Origin of the sequence: Streptomyces specialis, assembly GCF_001493375.1 — a bacterium.
In the GTDB taxonomy this organism is placed as follows: Bacteria; Actinomycetota; Actinomycetes; order Streptomycetales; family Streptomycetaceae; genus Streptomyces; species Streptomyces specialis.
Genome location: NZ_LN929757.1, coordinates 20,101 through 38,900, shown reverse-complemented (window position 1 = coordinate 38,900; position 18,800 = coordinate 20,101). Strand labels below are relative to the sequence as shown.

13 protein-coding genes and 2 pseudogenes are annotated in these 18,800 nt (G+C 75.2%); 7 read left to right on the top strand and 8 right to left on the bottom strand.

Features of this window, described 5'->3' with window-relative positions; all coding sequences use genetic code 11:
• Window positions 1-1,556: pseudogene (gene pdxR / locus BN2279_RS01425) on the bottom strand (MocR-like pyridoxine biosynthesis transcription factor PdxR).
• Here pdxR and BN2279_RS01420 point away from each other — a divergent pair.
• The 3 genes from BN2279_RS01420 to BN2279_RS01410 all read left to right on the top strand — a co-directional run bounded on the left by BN2279_RS01420 (window position 1,555) and on the right by BN2279_RS01410 (window position 5,185).
• The gene (locus tag BN2279_RS01420) at window positions 1,555-2,370 is read left to right on the top strand and encodes a methyltransferase domain-containing protein (protein WP_059005855.1); all 816 of its coding nucleotides are present in this window, start codon (window positions 1,555-1,557) and stop codon (window positions 2,368-2,370) included. The pseudogene pdxR and the gene BN2279_RS01420 overlap by 2 nt on opposite strands.
• A 192-nt stretch (window positions 2,371-2,562) precedes the next feature.
• Window positions 2,563-4,638 carry a restriction endonuclease gene (locus BN2279_RS01415; protein WP_059005854.1) on the top strand — a complete coding sequence of 692 codons (2,076 nt, stop codon included), beginning with the start codon at window positions 2,563-2,565 and terminating at the stop codon, window positions 4,636-4,638.
• A 43-nt stretch (window positions 4,639-4,681) separates the two neighbouring features.
• Complete coding sequence (locus BN2279_RS01410) at window positions 4,682-5,185, top strand: methylated-DNA--[protein]-cysteine S-methyltransferase (RefSeq protein ID WP_059005853.1); 504 nt, start codon at window positions 4,682-4,684, stop codon at window positions 5,183-5,185.
• Window positions 5,186-5,221: 36 nt separating this feature from the next.
• Here the strand turns inward: BN2279_RS01410 and BN2279_RS01405 are convergent, their stop codons facing one another.
• Window positions 5,222-5,629 (bottom strand): hypothetical protein, encoded by a 408-nt coding sequence (locus BN2279_RS01405; protein WP_059005852.1) that lies wholly within the window; start codon window positions 5,627-5,629, stop codon window positions 5,222-5,224.
• Window positions 5,630-6,148: 519 nt separating this feature from the next.
• Between BN2279_RS01405 and BN2279_RS26960 the strand changes: the two genes are divergently transcribed.
• The gene (locus tag BN2279_RS26960; RefSeq protein ID WP_104530893.1) at window positions 6,149-6,757 is read left to right on the top strand and encodes a response regulator transcription factor; all 609 of its coding nucleotides are present in this window, start codon (window positions 6,149-6,151) and stop codon (window positions 6,755-6,757) included.
• A gap of 294 nt (window positions 6,758-7,051) precedes the next feature.
• Here BN2279_RS26960 and BN2279_RS31315 read toward each other — a convergent pair.
• The 4 genes and pseudogenes from BN2279_RS31315 to lanKC all read right to left on the bottom strand — a co-directional run.
• Window positions 7,052-7,723: pseudogene (locus BN2279_RS31315) on the bottom strand (ATP-binding cassette domain-containing protein); the annotation flags it as partial.
• 811 nt (window positions 7,724-8,534) lie between these two features.
• On the bottom strand, window positions 8,535-10,319 hold the full coding sequence (locus BN2279_RS01395; protein WP_079031726.1) for an ABC transporter transmembrane domain-containing protein: 1,785 nt from the start codon (window positions 10,317-10,319) through the stop codon (window positions 8,535-8,537).
• 142 nt (window positions 10,320-10,461) lie between these two features.
• Window positions 10,462-10,593 (bottom strand): SapB/AmfS family lanthipeptide, encoded by a 132-nt coding sequence (locus tag BN2279_RS28290; RefSeq protein WP_104530892.1) that lies wholly within the window; start codon window positions 10,591-10,593, stop codon window positions 10,462-10,464.
• 66 nt (window positions 10,594-10,659) lie between these two features.
• Window positions 10,660-13,299: a class III lanthionine synthetase LanKC gene (gene lanKC / locus BN2279_RS01390; protein ID WP_059005850.1), complete on the bottom strand. Its 2,640-nt coding sequence runs from the start codon at window positions 13,297-13,299 to the stop codon at window positions 10,660-10,662.
• Window positions 13,300-13,592: 293 nt separating this feature from the next.
• Between lanKC and BN2279_RS01385 the strand changes: the two genes are divergently transcribed.
• Window positions 13,593-15,317 (top strand): alpha-glucosidase, encoded by a 1,725-nt coding sequence (locus BN2279_RS01385; RefSeq protein WP_234347275.1) that lies wholly within the window; start codon window positions 13,593-13,595, stop codon window positions 15,315-15,317.
• Window positions 15,318-15,339: 22 nt separating this feature from the next.
• Here the strand turns inward: BN2279_RS01385 and BN2279_RS01380 are convergent, their stop codons facing one another.
• Both BN2279_RS01380 and BN2279_RS01375 read right to left on the bottom strand, forming a co-directional pair.
• Window positions 15,340-15,858, bottom strand: coding sequence for a hypothetical protein (locus BN2279_RS01380; protein WP_159037018.1), 519 nt, complete (start codon window positions 15,856-15,858; stop codon window positions 15,340-15,342).
• A gap of 17 nt (window positions 15,859-15,875) precedes the next feature.
• Window positions 15,876-16,358, bottom strand: coding sequence for an ATP-binding protein (locus BN2279_RS01375; protein ID WP_234347274.1), 483 nt, complete (start codon window positions 16,356-16,358; stop codon window positions 15,876-15,878).
• Window positions 16,359-16,577: 219 nt separating this feature from the next.
• Here BN2279_RS01375 and ligD point away from each other — a divergent pair, with 219 nt between their 5' ends.
• Both ligD and BN2279_RS26955 read left to right on the top strand, forming a co-directional pair.
• A complete protein-coding gene (gene ligD / locus BN2279_RS01370; protein WP_059005847.1) occupies window positions 16,578-17,573 on the top strand; it encodes a non-homologous end-joining DNA ligase in 996 nt (331 codons plus the stop codon).
• A 9-nt stretch (window positions 17,574-17,582) separates the two neighbouring features.
• Window positions 17,583-18,698 carry a nucleoside/nucleotide kinase family protein gene (locus tag BN2279_RS26955; RefSeq protein WP_079031725.1) on the top strand — a complete coding sequence of 372 codons (1,116 nt, stop codon included), beginning with the start codon at window positions 17,583-17,585 and terminating at the stop codon, window positions 18,696-18,698.
• Window positions 18,699-18,800 lie beyond the last annotated feature (102 nt).

Below are 18,800 nucleotides of genomic sequence, written 5' to 3'. Positions count from 1 at the left end.
TCACCGCACCGTGTCGAGGGCCCGCGCCACGAGGGGGACGGCTTCCGCGATGGCCGCCGGGGTGTTCGCCGCGTAGCCCAGGACCAGGCCCGGGGCGTGGGGGCGCTGGGTGTGCCAGGACAGCGGGTGGGTCTTCACGCCCAGCGCCAGGGCCGCCTCCGCGAGCGCGGTGTCCGCGACATCCGCGGCCAGCGTGATCGTCAGGTGCAGCCCGGCCGCCGCGCCGTGCACCGTCGCCCCGGGGAGGTGCCGCTCGATCGCGGCGATCATCGCGTCCCGGCGGCGGCGGTGGCGGCGCCGCAGGAAACGCAGCCACCGTTCCAGCTCTCCCGACTCCATCAGGTGCGCCAGCACCAGTTGCGGCAGCACCGCGTTCCCGAGGTCGGCGTACCGCTTCGCGTCGATCAGGGCGGCGCGGTGGCGCGGCGGCGGCAGGAGCCATCCCAGGCGGAGCCCCGGCGCCAGCAGCTTCGACACGCTGCCGAGGTAGCAGACCCGCTCCCCCAGCATCGACCGCAGCGCGGGAACGGGCGGCCGGTCGTACCGGTGCTCCGCGTCGTAGTCGTCCTCGATCACGAGCCCGCCCTCCTCGGCCCACCCCATCAGCGCGCGCCGACGCCCGCCGCCGAGGACGACGCCCATGGGGAACTGGTGGGCGGGCGTCAGCAGCACCGCCGGCGCGCCCGTCGCGCGCAGGGCGTCCACCCGTACGCCGTCCTCGTCCACCGGCACCGGCGGCGTCGCGAGGCCGCGACCGCGCAGCTGCTGGCAGGCGCCCCGCGCGCCGGGGTCCTCCACCGCGGCCGCCCGCACGCCGTCCGCGACGAGCACCTCGCCCAGCAGGGTCTGGGCCTGGGCCACGCCCGCGACGACGATGACGTCCTCCGGGTCGGCGCCGACGCCCCGGTTGCGGGCCAGCCAGCGGGCGACGGCCAGCCGCAGCGCGGGCGCGCCGCGCGGGTCGCCGTAGCCGAGGGCGGTGGCCGACAGGTCGCGCAGGACGGCGCGTTCGGCGCTCAGCCACGCGGCGCGGGGGAACGCGGACAGGTCCGGCACGCCGGGCGACAGGCCCACCCGGGCCGGGGCCGCCCGTACCGCGTCGAAGACCCCGGGGCCGGGTGTGGCGGTGAACGGCGTCCCCGGCGCGGGCCCGGGCGCCGGGGGGGGGGCCGGCGCTCCTTCACACCACGCGCGGCCGGGGCAGGGGGGGAGGGGGCGGCGGTGGCGGGACGGGCGGACTCGCCCCGCCGCCCGGCCCGCCCCCGCCCGGCGATGTGCCCGTCCTCGGTCAGCCGCTGGTACGCCTCGGTGACGACGCCCCGGGACACCCGCAGGTCGGCGGCGAGCGCGCGGGTGGCGGGCAGCCGGGCGCCCACCGGGAGGCGGCCGTCCGAGATCGCCCGGCGCAGCTCCCCGGCCAGCCACCCGGCCAGCCCGCCGCGCGGGGCGTGGGCCGCGTCGAGTTGCAGGAAGTCGGAGCCGGATGCTTTGGACCGGTCCCCGGGAGCCGATTTGGACCTGTGCACCGGGCCACAGTAGCGACAGCCTGGCGTCATGAGCGGACTCGCGACGAACGGATACGTACACGGTTACTCGGCGGACGAGGCCCGCCGGCTGGCCGATCAGGCGGACACACTGGCCGGGTTGCTGCACGCCGACACGTTCTTCCCGCCCGGCAGCCGGGTGTTGGAGGCGGGGTGCGGCGTCGGCGCCCAGACGGCGCATCTGGTGGCCCGCAGCCCGGGGGCGCGCGTCGTCGCGGTCGATGTCTCGGAGGACTCGCTCGCCGAGGCCAGGGCCCGGGTGGCGGGCGTCGAGTGGCACCGCGCCGACCTGTTCGACCTGCCGTTCCCCGACGGGTCGTTCGACCATGTCTTCGTCTGCTTCGTGCCGGAGCACCTGAAGGACCCGGCGGGGGCGCTGGCCCGCCTGCGGCGCGTGCTGCGGCCGGGCGGCACGCTGACGGTGATCGAGGGCGACCACGGTTCGGCGTTCTTCCACCCCGACAGCGCCGCCGCCCGCGCGGCCATCGGCCATCTGGTGGAGCTCCAGGCGGCGGCCGGCGGTGACGGGCTGATCGGCCGCCGCCTCCAACCCCTGCTGTCCGGCGCCGGGTTCGCCGATGTCGTGGTGCGTCCCCGCACGGTCTACGTGGACGCCACCCGGCCCGCGCTGGTCGAGGGGTTCCCCCTGAACACCTTCACCGCCATGGTCGAGGGGGTGCGGGACGACGCCCTGTCCGCCGGGCTGACCACCCCGGCCGCCTGGGACCGCGCCGTCGCGGACCTGCGCCGCACGGCGGGGGACGGCGGGACGTTCCACTACACGTTCTTCAAGGCGGTCGCCGTGAAGCCGGAGGGCCCGGCGTGATCGCCGTGCTCTTCGCCGTGGCCGTGCTGGTGCCCGTCCTCTGGGGCCTGGAGCGCAACCACCGCCGCACCCACGGCTCCCACCCCTGCCGGTCACCGGCGGACGACGACCGATGAGTGGGTGATTCCCCTGCCGGGACAGTAGGTTGGGGCCCGCGGTTTTCCGGGGACTGGGGAAGGGGGTCGGGGCCCTGTGAGTCGTCGCTCCGACGGATTGATCACGGCCTGGGCACAGGCACAGCGGCAGCAACAGCTCAGGGAGCGGGCCGCGTACCAGGCGTGGGCGCGCGAGCGTCGCGAGGAGGAGCGGCGGCTGCGGACCCGGGAGCGGGAGCAGGCCCGTACCGAGCGGGAGCGGCACCAGGCGTACCGGCGTGGCCGGGGGGCGGGCGCGCGGCGGCGCACCGAGGAACTGGAGGCCCGCGTCGCCGAGTTGGGCGGGCTGCTGGTGGCCGGCTGCGCGGCGCCGCCGGTCGGCGTGGACGGGCTGCGGCAGCCGGAGACGGTGGCGGAGTTCGCGCCGGGACCGCTGGCGCGGCCGGTGCCGATGCCCGACCCGGCCCGGTACCACGCGACCGGCCGACGGGCGCAGGCCGAGGCGCGGGCCCGGTACGAGCGCGACTGGTACGCGGCACAGACCGCCGAGGCCCAGCGGCTGCGCCAACTGGCCGACTACCAGCAGGAGTACGACCGCTGGGCGCGGACCACGCTGGAAGGGATCCGGCGGCACAACGCGAGCGTCGAGACACTGATCGGCGGCCTCGGGCGCGCCGAACCGGGCGCGGTCGTCGACTGGTTCACCGCCGCGCTGTACGCGGGACCCGTGTGGCCCCGGGACTTCCCGCGCCAGGTGGAGGCGTCGTACGACGCCGCCGCGCGGCAGCTCGTGCTGGAGTGGGAACTGCCCGGGTACGACGTGGTCCCGGCGGCGAAGGCCGTGCGGTACGTCGTCTCCTCGGACCAGGAACGGGAGACGGCGCGGCCGGTGACGCAGCGCCGCGCGCTGTACCAGGACGTGCTGGCGCAGAGCATGCTGCTGGTGCTGCGGGACGTGTTCACCGCCGACACCTTCCGGACGCTGGACTCGGTCGCCCTCAACGGGTTCGTGGACGACAACGACCCGGCCACCGGCCGCCGCACGCGGATCGTGCTGGCGTCCGTGTCGGCCTCCCGGACGGTGTTCGACGGGCTGCGTCTGGCGCAGGTCAGCGCGGTGGACTGCCTGACGGACGCGCTGGGCGGGCGGATATCCGCGCGCCCCGACCAGTGCGCGGCGGTCCGCCCGGCACGCCGGCCCGAGGAGGTCGGGCAGAACGTGCTGGGGCTGGGCGGCGAGGGCGACCCGGACCTGTTCACCATGGACCCGGTCGCGTTCGAGGGGCTCGTCCAGCGGCTGTTCCTCGCGCGGGGGATGCGGGCGGTCACCACCGAACTCAGCGGCGACGGCGGCGTGGACGTGGACGCGTTCGACCCGGACCCGATCAGCGGCGGCCGGATCATCGTGCAGGTCAAGCGGTACCGCAACACCGTGCCGCCCACGGCGGTCCGCGACCTGTACGGGACGGTGCTCGGCGCCGGCGCCAACAAGGGGATCCTGGTGACGACTTCGGGCTTCGGGCCCGGTTCGTACGCCTTCGCGGAGGGCAAGCCGCTGACGCTGATCTCGGGGCCCGAGCTGGTCGGTCTGCTCGGCGAGGCCGGGCTGCCCGGCCGCCTCGGCGACGGCGGCGCCGCGCCCGCGCCGTCGCCCACGCCGGAACCGGAGCCGGGCCCCGGGCCGGAGGCCGGGCACAACGTGCTGGGCGTGCTGTGGGGCGGGCCGGTGGCGCTGGACGTGTGCGCGCTGGTCTGCCGGGGCGGCCGGGTCCTCGGCGACGACCACTTCGTCTTCTACAACAACCCCCGCACGCCCGATGGTTCGGTCCGTTCCACGCCCGCGTCCGCGCCGGACCGGGCCGCGCTGCGGGTCGCGTTCGACGCGCTGCCCGGGGACGCCGACCGGCTCGTGGTGGTCGCGGCGATCGATCCCGAGGCCGATCCGCACGCCGACCTGTCCGGCTTCACCGACGCCCGGATACGCCTGTGCGACGCCTCCGGCACCGAGCTGGACCGGCTGGAGGTCTCGGACGGCCGCCCCGGCGAAACGGCGCTGGTGCTCGGCTCGTTCCGCCGCCGCGCCAACGGCGACTGGGCCTTCGTGGCGGGCGGCAAGGGCTACCCCGGCGGCCTGGCGCCGCTCCTGGCCGACCACGGCATCGACGCCTCCTGACCGGCGCGGCGGGCGCGGCGGGCCCGGGCATAGGGTGGGCGGCATGAGCGTGATCCACACCGTCATCGACTCGCCGGTGGGCGGCCTGACGGCCGTCGCCGACGAGGACGGCGCGCTGACCGGGCTGTACTTCGAGGGCCATCTGCGCGGCCCGGGACCGGACGCGCTCGGCCCCCGGGCGGACACGGAACTCACGGTGGTCCGGGACCAGTTGGGGCAGTACTTCGCGGGCGAACGGACCCGGTTCGACCTGCCGCTCGCGCCGCGCGGCAACGCGTTCCAGCAGGCGGTGTGGCGGCTGCTGCGCGACATCCCCTACGGCGAACGCCGCAGCTACGGCGACCTGGCCCGCGCACTGGGCGATCCGGCGCTGGCCCAGGCGGTCGGCGCGGCGAACGGGCGGAACCCGATCTCCATCATCGTCCCGTGCCACCGCGTGGTGGGCGCGAACGGCACCCTGACCGGCTACGCGGGCGGGCTGCCCCGCAAGCGCTTCCTGCTGGACCTGGAGGAGCCCGCCCCGGCGGACGCCGGCCGGCTGTTCTGACCCCCGGCACGCCGCGCCGGACCCGCCCGTCACGGGTCACATCGCCCGGATCAGCCCGACCGCGAGGATCACCAGCGCGATCGCGATGAGCACCGCGCCCGCGCGGGTGACGGTCGTGCCGGCCGACGCGCCCTCCTCCCGGCCGACGGCGAGGTGGAGGAAGAAGCCGCCGGACTGCGCCAGCACACCGGCCAGCAGCACGATCCCGGACAGCCACTCGGCGCCGGAGGAGAGATCGGCGCGCGGCAGGTACAGGAAGTACACCAGGGAGAGGGTCAGCAGCACCCCCGCGTGGGCGTGCCCGGCGCGGAAGAACGCGCGCGCGGTCGGGCCCTTCAGCGCGTCGCGGTCCACGGTGAGGAAGCGCAGCAGGGCGTGGCCGCCGAATTCGACGGTGACCAGGGAGAGGAGCGAGATCACGGGCAGCAGTTCGATGGCGTCCATCCGGGCAACGTACGCGCGCCGGTCCCGCGCGGCGGGGACACGACGCGGCGGGCGGCCGTTTTCCCCCGGAGGCACCAGAGCGGGCCGGGACCGTGTGCGGCGATCGTCACGCTGCGCGGTCGCCGTTCCGGCCGTGCCGTGCCGCGCACGCCGGCCCGCGTGGCCCGTCCGGGTCCCGCCTCCGGCACGTCTTCTCCCCCGCGTACTCACCCGATGAGCATGATTCGGCGCGAAATCGTCCATCGGCGCGCACTTCAGGAGGCGGGCAATGCGGCCATATGCCCTGGCGCGCACGTGCCCCCGGGAGTTGCGCCCTGGCCGCAGACACTCAACCTCCTTGCTCAAGACATAAGTTCACGCAACCGGAGCACAAGTTCCCGTAACGCGCCCCCTTCCGCGCCTGTCGTGCTCCGTGGGTGTTCCGCATTCCCGATCCATTAATGGGCAACGGAGTTGAGGATGGTGGGGACCTGGGAGATCCAGGTGCGATCCGAGTGAATGCCCTAGGAGGCACCGAACGTGATCCGGTTACTGCTCGTGCACGACGACAACTTGCTGCGCTGTGGGCTGACTTCGCTGCTGATCGCGGAGCCGGACATGGACGTCGTTCCGGCCTCCTGGGCGGAGCTGTCTCAGCAGGCCGCGCGTCGTCCGGCGGACCTGATGCTGGTGGACGTGGACTCTCCGGGCTTCTCCCAGCTCACCGGCCCGGAAGCACGCCAGCGCGCGGACGACGCCGCCATGGGCACCGACATCGTGGTGCTGGCGCCGACCGGCAGACCCGGGCTGCTGCACCGGGCCTTCGAGGCCAGAGCCCTGGGGTTCGTCAGCAAGGACGCGCCGCCGGAGCGGCTGATCGAGGCGATACGACGGGTCGCCAAGGGCAGCCGCTATGTCGATGACGCGCTCGCCTTCGACTTCCTCAGCGCGGCCGAGATGCCGCTGACCCCGCGTGAGCTGAACGTCCTGTCACTCGCCGCCGACGGCGCGCCCGTGCCCGAGATCGCCGAGAAGCTGTGGCTGGCGGAGGGCACCGTCCGCAACTACCTGGCCGCGATCATCCGCAAGACCGGCGCCCGCAACCGGGTGGACGCCATCCGCATCTCCCGCACCGCCGGCTGGGTCTGACGCCTCCGGGACCCTGTCGGCGCCGGACCAGCTTCCGGCCAGGTCCCGGTAGAGGGCGGAACGTTCCAGCACCGCGTGGTGGTCACCGCAGACGTGGCGCGCGCCGTCCAGGACCAGGACGCGTTCCGCCCGCCGCGCCGAGCTGATGCGGTGGGCGATGACGACGAGCGTGCCGCCGGGGCGTGCGGCGAAGGCGCGTTCGGCGCGCGCCTCGGCGGCCGGGTCGAGGTGGCAGGTCGCCTCGTCCAGCAGGACGACCGGCGCGGGCGCCAGGTAGGCCCGGGCGAGGGCGAGCAACTGCCGTTCCCCGGCGGACAGCCGGCCCGGTACCACGCGGCCGTCCGGGCCGCCGAGCCGGGCCACGAGGCCGTCCGCGCCGACGGCCTCGGCGGCGGCCAGCAGCTCCGGTCCTGGCACCGGGCCGGGGCGCAGGTAGCCGAGGTTGTCGGCGACGGTGCCGGAGAAGACGTATGCCTCCTGCGGGATGAGCACCCGCAGCCGCGCCAGGTCGGCGGCCGGGCGGCCGGTGACGGGCTCGCCGCACAGCCGGATCTCCCCGGCGTCGGGGGCGAGCAGACCGGCCGTCAGGGCGGCGAGGGTGGACTTGCCGGTGCCGCTGGGCCCGACGACGGCCAGGTGGCCCCCGGCCGGGACGGTCAGGTCGACGCCGGTCAGCACCGGGTCGGCCCGCCCGCCGTACGCGAAGGTGACGCCGCGCAGCACGACGGCGGGCGCGCGGTCCGAAGGCCGGGCCGGAGCCGCAGAGGGAACGGGAACGGGAACGGGAACGGGTCCGGCGGCCGGGAGCGCGGGCGCCGGGCCCTCGCGGAGGCGGGGGATCACCACGGACAGACGGGCGCCCGCCCCGCCGATCCCGTTGACCAGGCTCGCCAGCGCGGGCAGCAGCGCCTGGGCGACGAACGTCAGGGCGCCGACCAGGGCGCCCGCGCTCACCCCCCGGTCCATCAGCCAGGGCGCGAGGAACAGCAGCAGCGGCACCGGGAGATGGCCGCCGAGCCCCAGCGCCAGCACCCGGCAGACACCCCACCGGGCGAGCGACCGCGCCGCCCGCAGCTCGTCCGCCACGCGGTCACCGGCCTCGGCGGCCGTGCGGTCCTCCGCGCCGCAGGCCACGACGTCACGCAGCCCGCCGACCGTCCCGCCCAGCGTGTCGGCCAGGGCCTCGTCGGCGATCAGCACGTCCCGCTGCCGCCGCGCCAGCGGGCGCAGGGACCAGGCGAAGAGGGCCAGGCCCGCCAGCAGCGGCGGCACCACCACGAGCAGCAGCACCGGGGCCAGCATCAGCAGCCCGGCCAGCGCCCCGGCGGTGGTGAAGACGAACGTCTGGGCCACGAGCACCAGGCCGGCGAAGCTGTCCCGGGCGATCTCCGTCTGGTGGTTCAGGCGGGACACGGCGGCGGCGCCGTCCGCGCGCCCGTCCCGCACGGCCCGGCGCAGCCCCCGCTCCACGACGCCCCGTACCAGCGTGTCGCGCAGCGGCTCGACCAGCGCCGCGACCGCCCGGTAGACGCGCCCCGCGCTCAGCGCGCCCGCCGCGACACCGGCCGCGGTGACGGAGAGCCACCACAGTCCGGTGGCCGTGTGCCCGGCGAGAAAACCCTTGTCGAGGGCTTGGGCGATTCCGTAACCGGTGAGGAAGGTCTGTGCGGATTGGAGCATTGACCACCAGACGAGTGCGCCCAGCGCACGCGGGCGCGCGAGCAGGAAGCGCACGCCCCTGCGGAGGAGGCCCCGCTCAACTGTCCCGGTTTCCGCGTCAGTCACCGTGGGTGCCCTCCGGCTCGTTCCCGGCCCGCTGAAGGTCTCCGGAGTCTCCCGCGTCCCCCGTGTCGCCGGTGTCCCCGGCTTCCCACATCGCGCGGTAGTCGGCCCGGCGCCACAGCGCGTGGTGCGGTCCCAGCGCCCGGATCCGGCCGCTGTCGAGCCAGGCCACCAGATCGGCGCGGGCGGCGGAGGACGCGCGGTGGGCGACGATCAGCCGGGTGCGGGCCGCCGCGTCGGCGAGCAGGGCCCGCCCGACGCGCAGTTCGGTGACGGTGTCCAGGCTGGACGTGGCGTCGTCCAGGATCAGCAGCCGCCCGGTGTGGGTGAACGCCCGTGCCAGGCCGAGCCGTTGCAGCTCGCCCCCGGACAGCGGCGCGTCGGCGCAGCGGGTCGCGTAGCCGTCGGGGAGGGTCCTGATGAACGTGTCGGCGCTGGCCGAGCGGGCGGCGGCGGCGATCCGCTCGGCGGGCGGCGCGTCCTGGCCGAACCCGATGGCGCCGGCCAGGGTGCCGCCGAGCAGCGCGGGCCGGTCGAAGGCGGATCCGACCTCGGCGCGCAGCGTGTGGCGCGGCAGGGCGGTCAGCGGTACGCCGTCGAGGCGGACCTCGCCGTCGTCGGGGTCGGTCAGCCGCCCGGCGAGCGCGGCCAGCAGCGACTTGCCCGCTCCGGAACGGCCGACGACGGCCATGGTGGCGCCGCCCGGCACCACTAGGTCGAGGCCGCGCAGCACGTCGCGCCCGTCCCGCCGGGCCGTCACGCCGCTGAACTCCAGGCGGCCGGGCCCACCGGGGGGCGGGGTCGCGTCGCCGTACCGGACGGGCCGTTCCGCGAACACCTCGGCGAGCCGCCGCGCGGCCCCCCGGGCGCGGACGAGCCGGTTGAGGTCGCCGACGAAGACGCCGACGCCGGTCGCGATCACCACGTACCGGGCCGCCGCCAGCAGCCCGCCCACGGTCAGGTCGCCCGCGGCCAGCAGCAGGCCCGCGACGGCGACGACGGTGAGCTGGAGCAGCGGGGCGAGCCCGGCGGCCCGGGCGACGGCCCTGGCGTTGACGTCCCACATCCGGTGGCCCTCGGCGCTCAGCGCGGGCAGCGGCGCGAGCACGCGGTCCCGTGCGCGCGGCTCGGTGCCCGCGGCGGCGATGGTACGGGCGCCGCCCAGCGCCTCGACGAGGCGGCCCGCGATGTCGGACTGGATCTCCTGGTAGCGGGCGACGGCGTCGGCGGTGGAGCGGGCGAAGGCCCGCAGCAGGACCGCGAGGAGCGGCACCCCGGCGGCGAACGCGGCGGCCAGCCGCCAGTCCACCAGGGCCAGCGCCACGATGCCGCCGGCCGGGGCGGCGGCGCCGGAGACGGCGGCGGCCAGGGCGGCGGGCCCGGCGCCCGCGTGGGCGGCGTTGACGGTGGCGCGGGTGACGAGGTCGCCCGGCGGGAAACGGTCGGCGGCGCGCGGCCCGACGGCCAGCACGTGCCGCAGCAGCCGTCCGCGCAGCCGGGCCGCCTCGCGGGCGTCGGTGGTGGCGGTCAGCACGGCGGTGGCGGCGTCGAGGACGATCTGCGCGGCGACCAGGCCGGCGCAGATCAGGGCCCAGCGACGCCCGGCGCCCGAGCCGGGGTCGGCGCCGCCCAGCAGCAGGTCGAGGGTGTGGCCGAGCGCGGCGGGCAGCAGCAGCGTGACGGCGGTGTCGGCCAGCGAGAGCAGGGTCAGGACGGTGACGCGCGCGGCGCTGTGCCGGACGGCCGTGCCCGGCCGCTCGCGCTCCGGGGGCCGCTCCATGTGGCTCCTCGGGTTCCTGAAGGCGGTGGCTCCGGTCCTGGGACGGGGACCGGGCGGAACGAAAGAACGGAGAGACGGGGCAACGGGGACGGCCCCGCGCGAGGAGCGCGCGGGGCCGCCGCCGGCGTCGAGCCGGAACAGCTCAGAGGCAGAGCAGGAAGCTGTTCGAGCTGTGCTTGTCGCAGGCGAGGAGGCTGAGGCTGCTCTGGTCGCCGCCGCCCCCGCCGGTGGTCGCGGTCTCCGGCTCCATCGTCTGCAGGTCGAGAAGGGACATGGGGCACTTCCTTTCGTCGGTTTACCGATGTCGCCTCCGCCGCGGGTGCGGCGGAGGGGTCTTTCGTTACGGACCCCCGTCGGAGGTCCGGTCCGTGGGCCGCCCGGGGGGCGGCAGGAAGGGGAGCCGGGGGGCGGGCCCGGTGTCTCCCGTGAGGCGGTGCCGGGCCGCGCCGAGCGCCAGCAGACAGCCGGCGGTGCCGGTCGCCAGGTCCATCGACAGGCGCATCATCTGCTCGCCGGGGAAGGCGAGTTCGCCGTCGTAGTCCATGGCGTACCAGTCCATGGCGTCGCGCTGCGCGATCAGTCCGGCCGGGTCCCCGGCGGCGGGCGTGGCGGTGCGGGCGAGGGGCCAGACCATGCCCGCCCGGCCCCGGAACAGGCCGGGCTGGGCGTAGTAGCGCAGCATCGCGCCCGGCAGGATCCGCGCCCGCGCCTGCTCGAACGACGCGTCGGCGTCGTGCGCGAGGTAGTCGTCCAGGACCGCCGCGATGCCGGCGCTGCCCTCGCCGAGGTACGGCAGGATGCGGTCCCCCTCGTCCACCACGAGCGTGCCTCGGCTGTCGAGGACGCAGTGGTGGTCCAGGTCGCGCCGCAGGGCGGTGGCCGCCAGGTCCAGCAGGGCGCGGTCGCCGGTCCGTTCGTAGCGCCGCAGGAAGAGCAGGGCGGGGCCCGAGGCGCCGTACAGCAGCCCGGCGCGCTTGCGTCCGCGCGGTTCGGGCGGTGCGGTCAGGGACGCGGCGGCCAGTTCCGTGGCGCGGGCGGCCTTGGCGGCGAGGGTGTCGTCGCCGGTGGCGGCGGCCAGTTCGTCCAGGGCGAGGCCGACGCCGGCCAGGCCGCCGTGGAGGTCGGCGGGCAGCCGCTCCCACCGCTCGGCGAGCGCGAGGGAGGCCAGGTCGAGCGCGGACTGGGTGTGGCCGAGCCGGTGGAGGGTGTGGACGACGCCGAACAGCCCGTCGTACAGGCCGAGTCGGCTGCCCTCGGGCGGTGCGGCGGCCTGCCGCAGGAGCCAGCTTTCGCCCTCCTCGTACGGCGGGGCGCCGCGCTCGGCGAGGGCGTAGAGCACGCCGGCCGCGCCGTTGGCCAGGCCGAGGCCGCCGCCGGTGGCGAACTGGGCGATGTCGCCCGGGAAGAGGCGGTCGTCGCGCTCGGGTGTGGCCGAGGCGAGGGTCGCGCGGACCATGGAGTCGCGGCAGCGTTCCCAGTCGCCGGACGGCAGCGGCAGGGGCGCCGGGGACGCCGGGCGGGCGGCGGGCGGTGCCCCGGGGCGTGTGCGGCCCTCGATCTCGGCGACGGCCTCGTCGAGGAACCCCTCGGGCAGGTCGGGGAATTCGCGGGCGGCCACCTCGGCCAGGTGCGCGGCCTTGCCCGCGTCCACGGCGAACAGCGAGGTCATCGGCATGAACAGGGCGAGCTTCAGACAGGCCAGCGCGTAGCGGTCCACGGCGAAGCCGGTCCGGTCGCGGGGGGCCATGAACCCGGGGTGGGCGACGATCTGCCGGCCGTTGTCGGCGGCCGGCGCGGCGGCCTCGAAGTCCAGCAGCGACACCGACTCGCCGTCGGGGGCGACCATGACGTTGAACATGTGCAGGTCGTTGAAGACGAGGCCGCGTTCGTGCAGCGCGGCCACGGCGCGTTCGACGCCCGCGTGGATCGTCAGCGCCCACCGGGTGTAGTCGGCCAGGGCGGCGGGTTCGGGGGCGACCGTGAGCAGCGGATGGCGTTCGGCGAAGAACGAGTTGAGGGTGCGGCCCGGCAGGAAGTCCATCACCAGGAAGCGGTGGTCGCCGAGGGTGAACCAGTCGCGCAGGCCGGGCGCGACCGACAGGCCGGCCAGCCGCTCCAGCGCGGACTTCTCCCGCTCCAGCCGGGTCACGGCGTCGGCGCCGTCGGCCGCGAGCCCCGCGTAGGGGCGGGCCTCCTTCAGCACCACCGGGTCGCCGGTGCGCACATCGGTGCCCCGGTAGACGCCGCCGCCGTTGGAGAAGTGCAGCGCCCCGTCGATCCGGTAGGGCAGGTCGCCGACGGTGACGCCGTTGCGGGCGGCGAGGTGCGGTTCGAGGAACGTCGGCAGGGTGACCCACTCGGGGACGCTGAAGGTGGGGGTCCTGCGGTCCGGGACGAGCCGGCCCTCGGCGTCCTCGATGGCGGGCACGAGGGTGCCGGAGCCGTTGTCGCAGTAGCGGGGGGCGAACGCGCCGTACCGGACGTACAGCGGGCCCTCGTGCCAGCGCAGGTCGGTCAGGATGTACGGCCCCGGCTCGCCGGCGAGCAGCTCGCCCAGTTCGGTGAGGACGGTGTGCGTCTGCTCGTCGTCCGCCGGGTAGATCGTGGCGAACTTGCCGCTGCTGTCGCGTCCGGCGTATTTCGAGTTCCGCAGGAAAAGCTGCTGCTGACCGGGCACGAATTTGAAGGGAATGCGGCGGGGCACGCAGTATTCCCAGATTTTCGCGGCGGTCTTGTCCGCGTTGCCGAGTGCGGCGGAGACGTGGATTTTCCAGCCCTGGAGAGGCATGGTGGCGGCGGGCGGCTGAAGGTGCAGCCAGTCGCCGACTCTTCTGGTGGACCAGCCCTCGGGCACGGGGCGCTGCGCGGTCTCGTACAGTCCTTGCGATTCGCCCTGACCGGTGGCCTTTTCGGTCACCCGGTCCGGTGTCTCGTAGAAATACTTGTCAACCAGGCAGAAAACCTCGTACCTCTTGTCCATCGCCCTCCTTCGGCACTGGCAAGAGGTTGTCACGCCCCCCGGCCGCCCGGACAGTCACGCATGTCATGAGACGGCCGTGCGGAATGCACATATCGCGATTCACGTGTCGCGGCGGACGGATGCCGCCCGCGCCCCGCCGGGCGCGGACCTCGGGCGCCGGACCGGGCGCCGGGAAGCACACGTATGCGTCATGCGACGCGAACCGGGACAAGTTGACGCGGGGAAAACGCCGCCGGGACAATGAGGTGGCGCCCGCTTTGGCGCCCCCTCCCCCAGCGATGCGAGGTTCCGACGTGTCACCCAGCGAGGCAGCGGCCGTCGAGCCGTGGTGGAAGTCCGCCGTCGTCTACCAGATCTACCCACGCAGCTTCGCCGACTCCGACGGGGACGGCATCGGGGACATCCCCGGGATCATCAGCCGTCTGGACCACCTCTCCCTGCTGGGCGTGGACGCGCTGTGGCTCTCGCCCGTCTATCCCTCCCCCCACGCCGACAACGGGTACGACATCCGCGACTACCAGGACATCGACCCGGTCTTCGGCACGCTGGACGACTTCGACCGGCTGCTGACCGCCCTCCACGACCGGGGGATGCGGCTGATCATGGACCTCGTGGTCAACCACACCTCCGACGAGCACCCCTGGTTCACCGCCTCCCGCGACCAGGGCCCCACCGGCCCGAAGCGCGACTGGTACTGGTGGCGTCCGGCCCGCGACGGCATGGAGCCGGGTACACCGGGCGCCGAGCCGACCAACTGGGAGTCGATCTTCTCCGGCCCGGCGTGGACGTTCGACGAGACGTCCGGGGAGTACTACCTGCACCTGTTCTCCCGCAAGCAGCCCGACCTCAACTGGGAGAACCCGGAGGTCCGCCAGGCGGTCCACGCGATGATGCGCTGGTGGCTGGACCGGGGCGTCGACGGCTTCCGCATGGACGTCATCAACCTCATCTCCAAGGACCCCGCCCTGCGCGACGGCCGGGCCCGGCCGGGCAGCCGGTACGGCGACGGCAGCCCGTGGTACGTCTGCGGTCCGCGCATCCACGAGTTCCTGGCCGAGATGCACCGCGAGGTCTTCGCGGGCCGCTCCGAACGCCTGCTGACCGTCGGGGAGATGCCCGGGGTGACGGTGGAGGAGGCCGAGCTGTTCACCGATCCGGCCCGCGAGGAGCTGGACATGGTGTTCCAGTTCGAGCACGTCGGCCTGGACTCGGGCCCCGGCGGCAAGTTCGACCCGCGCCGAGTGCGGCTGACCGACCTCAAGGCGTCGCTGGGCCGCTGGCAGACCGGCCTGCACGAGACCGGCTGGAACAGCCTCTACTGGAACAACCACGACCAGCCGCGCGTCGTTTCCCGCTACGGCGACGACAGCCCCGGCCACCGCGCCCGGTCCGCCACGATGCTCGCCACCGTCCTGCACCTGCACCGCGGCACGCCCTACGTCTACCAGGGCGAGGAACTGGGCATGGCCAACTACCCGTTCCGCTCCCTGGAGGAGTTCCGCGACATCGAGTCCCTCAACCACTACCGCGAGGCCACCGCCGCGGGCGAGGACCCCGCACGCGTCCTGGAGGGCCTGCGGGCCCGCAGCCGCGACAACGCCCGCACGCCCATGCAGTGGGACGCCTCCCGGCACGCCGGGTTCACCACCGGCACCCCGTGGCTCCCGGTCAACCCCGACCACCGGGAGATCAACGCCGAGGCGCAAGTGGCCGACCCGCACTCGGTGTTCCACCACTACCGGCGCCTGATCCAGCTCCGCCACACCGAACCGGCCGTCGCCCACGGCGACTTCCACATGCTCGCCCCCGACGACGAGCGCCTGTACGCGTTCGTCCGCCGCCACGAGGACAGCGGCACCGAGCTGCTCGTCCTGGGCAACTTCAGCGGCGACCCGATCGCCCTCGACCTCCCGGACGACTGGACCGGCGCCGAGACCCTGATCACCAACGCCCCACCGCCCGGCGCCCCCGGCGCCCTCGGCCCCTGGGAGGCCCGCGTCCGCCGCCGCGCCATCTGAACGCGACGGCGGCGCCGGTCCTTCACAGCACGGGCGGGACCCCGGAGAGCCGGCAGACGGCGATGTAGAGCAGCAGCGGATGCGTGTACGGCGCCGCGTCGCTGGGCCAGTGGATCAGCCTCGGCTCCCCCGGGCCACCCGGGCTCCTCGGCGCCCTCGGCGGCGCCGCCGGACGCCCGGCGCGGGTGGGGCGGTCGCGGCGCGGGGCGCGCGGCCGGCCCGCCCCGGCCCAGTAGTGGGCGGTGGCGGGCCACTCCAGGCCCACCTGCGACTGGGAGGGCACCACCCACCACCAGCGGCGGCCCACGGCGAACACCGCGCCCGCGCGCGGCAGCGACGTCATGAGCCGGCGGCCGTGCTCCTCGGAGCCCCCGGCGGCGTCGCACTCGGTGCCGTCAGGGCCGTTCACCGGCAGGTAGAACGGATTGCGGCGCCGGCGGGCCGCGACGTCCGCGCGCTCGTACCCACCGGGGTCGCGGGGATCGCCGGCATCGCGGGGGTCGCCGGAGTCGGCGGGGTGAAGGGGGTGCACGGGGTCCATCAGGGCGCCGGTTCCGTTCAGGTCCTCGGGCCCGTCGCCAGTGCCGCCCATACCGCCCGGCCCCGGCCGTCGGTGGTGTCGGCGACGCCCCCCGCCAGGCACAGCGCCTCGATCAGCGCCAGACCGCGGCCGTTCTCCTCGTCGGGGCCGGCCGCGCGCGGCCGGGGGATCGTGGGGCCCGACCGCAGGCCGGACACCTCGATGTACAGACGTCCGCCGCCGCGCCGCAGCGCGCACCCGATCGTCTCGGTCCCGGTGTGCACGAGGGCGTTGGTGACCAGCTCGGAGACGACGAGCGTGGCGTCGTCCACGGCGTCGGCGGGCATCCCCCAGCGGGTCAGGGTCCCGCGCACGCGGGTGCGGGCCTCGGCCACCGAACGCGGCCGGGCGGGCAGCCGGAAGGCGCCACCGGAGTGCCCGGCCGCCCAGGACTCCCCCCTGTCCCCTGTCCCCACCGGTGACGGACGCGCCGAACCGGGCGTGGTGACGGGGAAGGCCATGGCATCTCGCCTTTCGTCTGCCGTTGCCGCGGCGGCGCCCCAGCGTGCTGGACAAGTTGTCAACTGTACTATCTCACTGCCAAGTTCATGTCGCAACAGATAACCTGAAAATTGCAGAGCGCCATATGCGGGGCGCATGAGCCACTTGTGACGCGCTGATGTCGGCCGTTCCGGTGACGCTGCCCGGACCGGCGGCGGGGGCGGCGTCTACTGGGGGCCATGGAGGAGATCCCGGACCCGGTCCCGCCGATACTGGCCGTGGAGGGCGAACTGCCCAGCGGCCCCTGGGCGTACGAGTTCAAGTGGGACGGCTACCGCTGCTGCCTGCGGGCCGCGCGCGGCGGCGCCACCCGCCTCACCAGTCGCAACGGCATCGACATCACCGCCACCTACCCGGAGCTGGGGGACGCCGCCCGCGCGACCCTCGGCGGCCGGTCGGCCGTCCTGGACGGCGAGATCGTGGCGCTGGACGAACGCGGCCGGCCCGACTTCGGCCTCCTCCAGCGCCGCCACCAGCGCCACAGCCCCGGCGCGCGGCTGCTGGCCGCGCAGCCGGTGGTCTTCTTCGCGTTCGACCTCCTGCTGCTGGACGGCGAAACGCTGATCGCCGAGCCCTACGAGCGGCGGCGCGCCGCGCTGAGCGGGCTGGTCGCCACGGACGCCGCCGAGCAGGAGGGGCTCGCCGTCCCCCGGTACTACGCGGCCGACGAGGGCCTCGGCCCCGGGGCGCTGCTGGACGTGGCCGAACGGAACGGCCTGGAGGGGCTGATGGCGAAACGCCTCGACTCCCCCTACCAGCCGGGCCGCCGCTCACGGATGTGGCTCAAGAAGCCGCTGGTGCGGACCCAGGAGGCGATCGTCGGCGGCTGGCAGCCCGGCGACGGCCGCCGCTCGGGAACGGTCGGCTCGCTGCTGCTCGGCGCCCACGACGACGAGGGCCGGCTGCACTACATCGGGCACGTCGGCAGCGGCTTCACCGAGGCCGCGCTCGCCGGTCTCCTCGACGCGCTGACGCCGCTGGCACGGCGCGGCAGCCCGTTCGACGACCCCGTTCCGCGCGAACACGCCCGCACCGCGCGCTGGGCGGAGCCGCGGCTCGTCGGCGAGGTCGCGTACCGGGCCTGGACCAGGGACCGCCGCCTGCGGCAGCCGTCCTGGCGCGGGCTGCGACCGGACAAGGACCCGGCGGACGTCCTGCTCCCCGCCTGGCCGTAGGGTGCGGCCATGGATCTCGAAGGGCCGTTCCGCGCCGACGCGCCCCTGCTGGCGGCCGACGCGCGGGCCCTGCTCCGGGACGGCGGGCGCGCGGTGCTGGGCCTCACCGGCCCGCCGGGCACCGGGAAGTCCACGCTGGCCCGCGCGCTCGCCGGGGCCCTGGGCGACGAGGCCGCGTACGTGCCGCTGGACGGCTTCCACCTCTCCAACGCCCAGTTGGACCGCCTCGGCCTGCGCGACCGGAAGGGCTCCGAGCCGAGCTTCGACGCGTGGGGGTTCGCGGCGCTGCTGCGGCGCCTCGCGGACGACGGGCCGCGCGACGTGTACGTTCCCGACTTCGACCGCGCCCTGGACGAGCCCGTGGCCGCCCGCCACCGGGTGCCGCCGGGCGCCCGGCTGATCGTCGCCGAGGGGAACTGCCTGGCCGCCGACCTGCCCGGCTGGCGGGAGGCCAGGTCGCTGATGGCGGAGGTGTGGTACGTCGACGCCCCGGACGCGCTGCGCGACGCGCGGCTGATGCGCCGCCATACGGCGCACGGCCGGACGCCGGAGGCGGCACGGGCCTGGATCGACGGCAACGACCGCCCCAACGCCGCGCTGGTGGAGGAGTCGAGGTCCCGTTGCGACCGGATCATCAGCCCGGTGGTGATGGTGGACGGCACGCCCGTCCTGTTCTGCCCCCCGGCCGGCCCACCGCTGGACGGTCACGGCAGCGCCCTCGACCTGATCGGCGACGCCCTGGGCCGCGGCGCCCGGACGGTGGCGATCCCGGCGGAACGGGTGGCCGGCACGTTCTTCTCCCTCCGCACGGGCATCGCCGACGAGATCGCGCGGAAGTTCACGGAGTACCGCCTGCGCCGGCTGAGCTGGGTCGCCTACAAGAACCCCGCCGCCCCCGTGCGCACGCTGTACGCCGGCCTGAACAGGCCGGGCGGCGGGGGTCTTGTAGGGCACCCAGCTCAGCCGGCCGAGGCCGGTTGGTTCCGGGCCGGAGACCGCGGCCTGCCGATGCATCCGTTGAGTAGTACCGTGTCCGCCTGGCTTCTCTATGTCTTCTCTGCTGAAAGCAGCCGACGCCCCCCTACACCTACCCTCCCCTCTTCGCCGGCAGCGTCAGAGGTGTAGAAGAGACAGAAACGGACCCCCGTCCCCCCATCTGGTTCCCCCCGACCTGGGAAGCCTTCCTGAACCGCCTGTCACGGAACGCCTGACGGCGCCCCTTTCACG

Bases quoted from the DNA above. Each gene is read 5' to 3' on its own strand.
- BN2279_RS26955 (WP_079031725.1), top strand. From the start codon at position 17,583: ATGGATCTCGAAGGGCCGTTCCGCGCCGACGCGCCCCTGCTGGCGGCC.
- BN2279_RS28290 (WP_104530892.1), bottom strand. From the start codon at position 10,593: ATGTCCCTTCTCGACCTGCAGACGATGGAGCCGGAGACCGCGACCACC.
- BN2279_RS01380 (WP_159037018.1), bottom strand. From the start codon at position 15,858: ATGGACCCCGTGCACCCCCTTCACCCCGCCGACTCCGGCGACCCCCGC.
- BN2279_RS01420 (WP_059005855.1), top strand. From the start codon at position 1,555: ATGAGCGGACTCGCGACGAACGGATACGTACACGGTTACTCGGCGGAC.
- BN2279_RS01395 (WP_079031726.1), bottom strand. From the start codon at position 10,319: ATGGAGCGGCCCCCGGAGCGCGAGCGGCCGGGCACGGCCGTCCGGCAC.
- ligD (WP_059005847.1), top strand. From the start codon at position 16,578: ATGGAGGAGATCCCGGACCCGGTCCCGCCGATACTGGCCGTGGAGGGC.
- BN2279_RS01405 (WP_059005852.1), bottom strand. From the start codon at position 5,629: ATGGACGCCATCGAACTGCTGCCCGTGATCTCGCTCCTCTCCCTGGTC.
- lanKC (WP_059005850.1), bottom strand. From the start codon at position 13,299: ATGGACAAGAGGTACGAGGTTTTCTGCCTGGTTGACAAGTATTTCTAC.
- BN2279_RS01375 (WP_234347274.1), bottom strand. From the start codon at position 16,358: ATGGCCTTCCCCGTCACCACGCCCGGTTCGGCGCGTCCGTCACCGGTG.
- BN2279_RS01410 (WP_059005853.1), top strand. From the start codon at position 4,682: ATGAGCGTGATCCACACCGTCATCGACTCGCCGGTGGGCGGCCTGACG.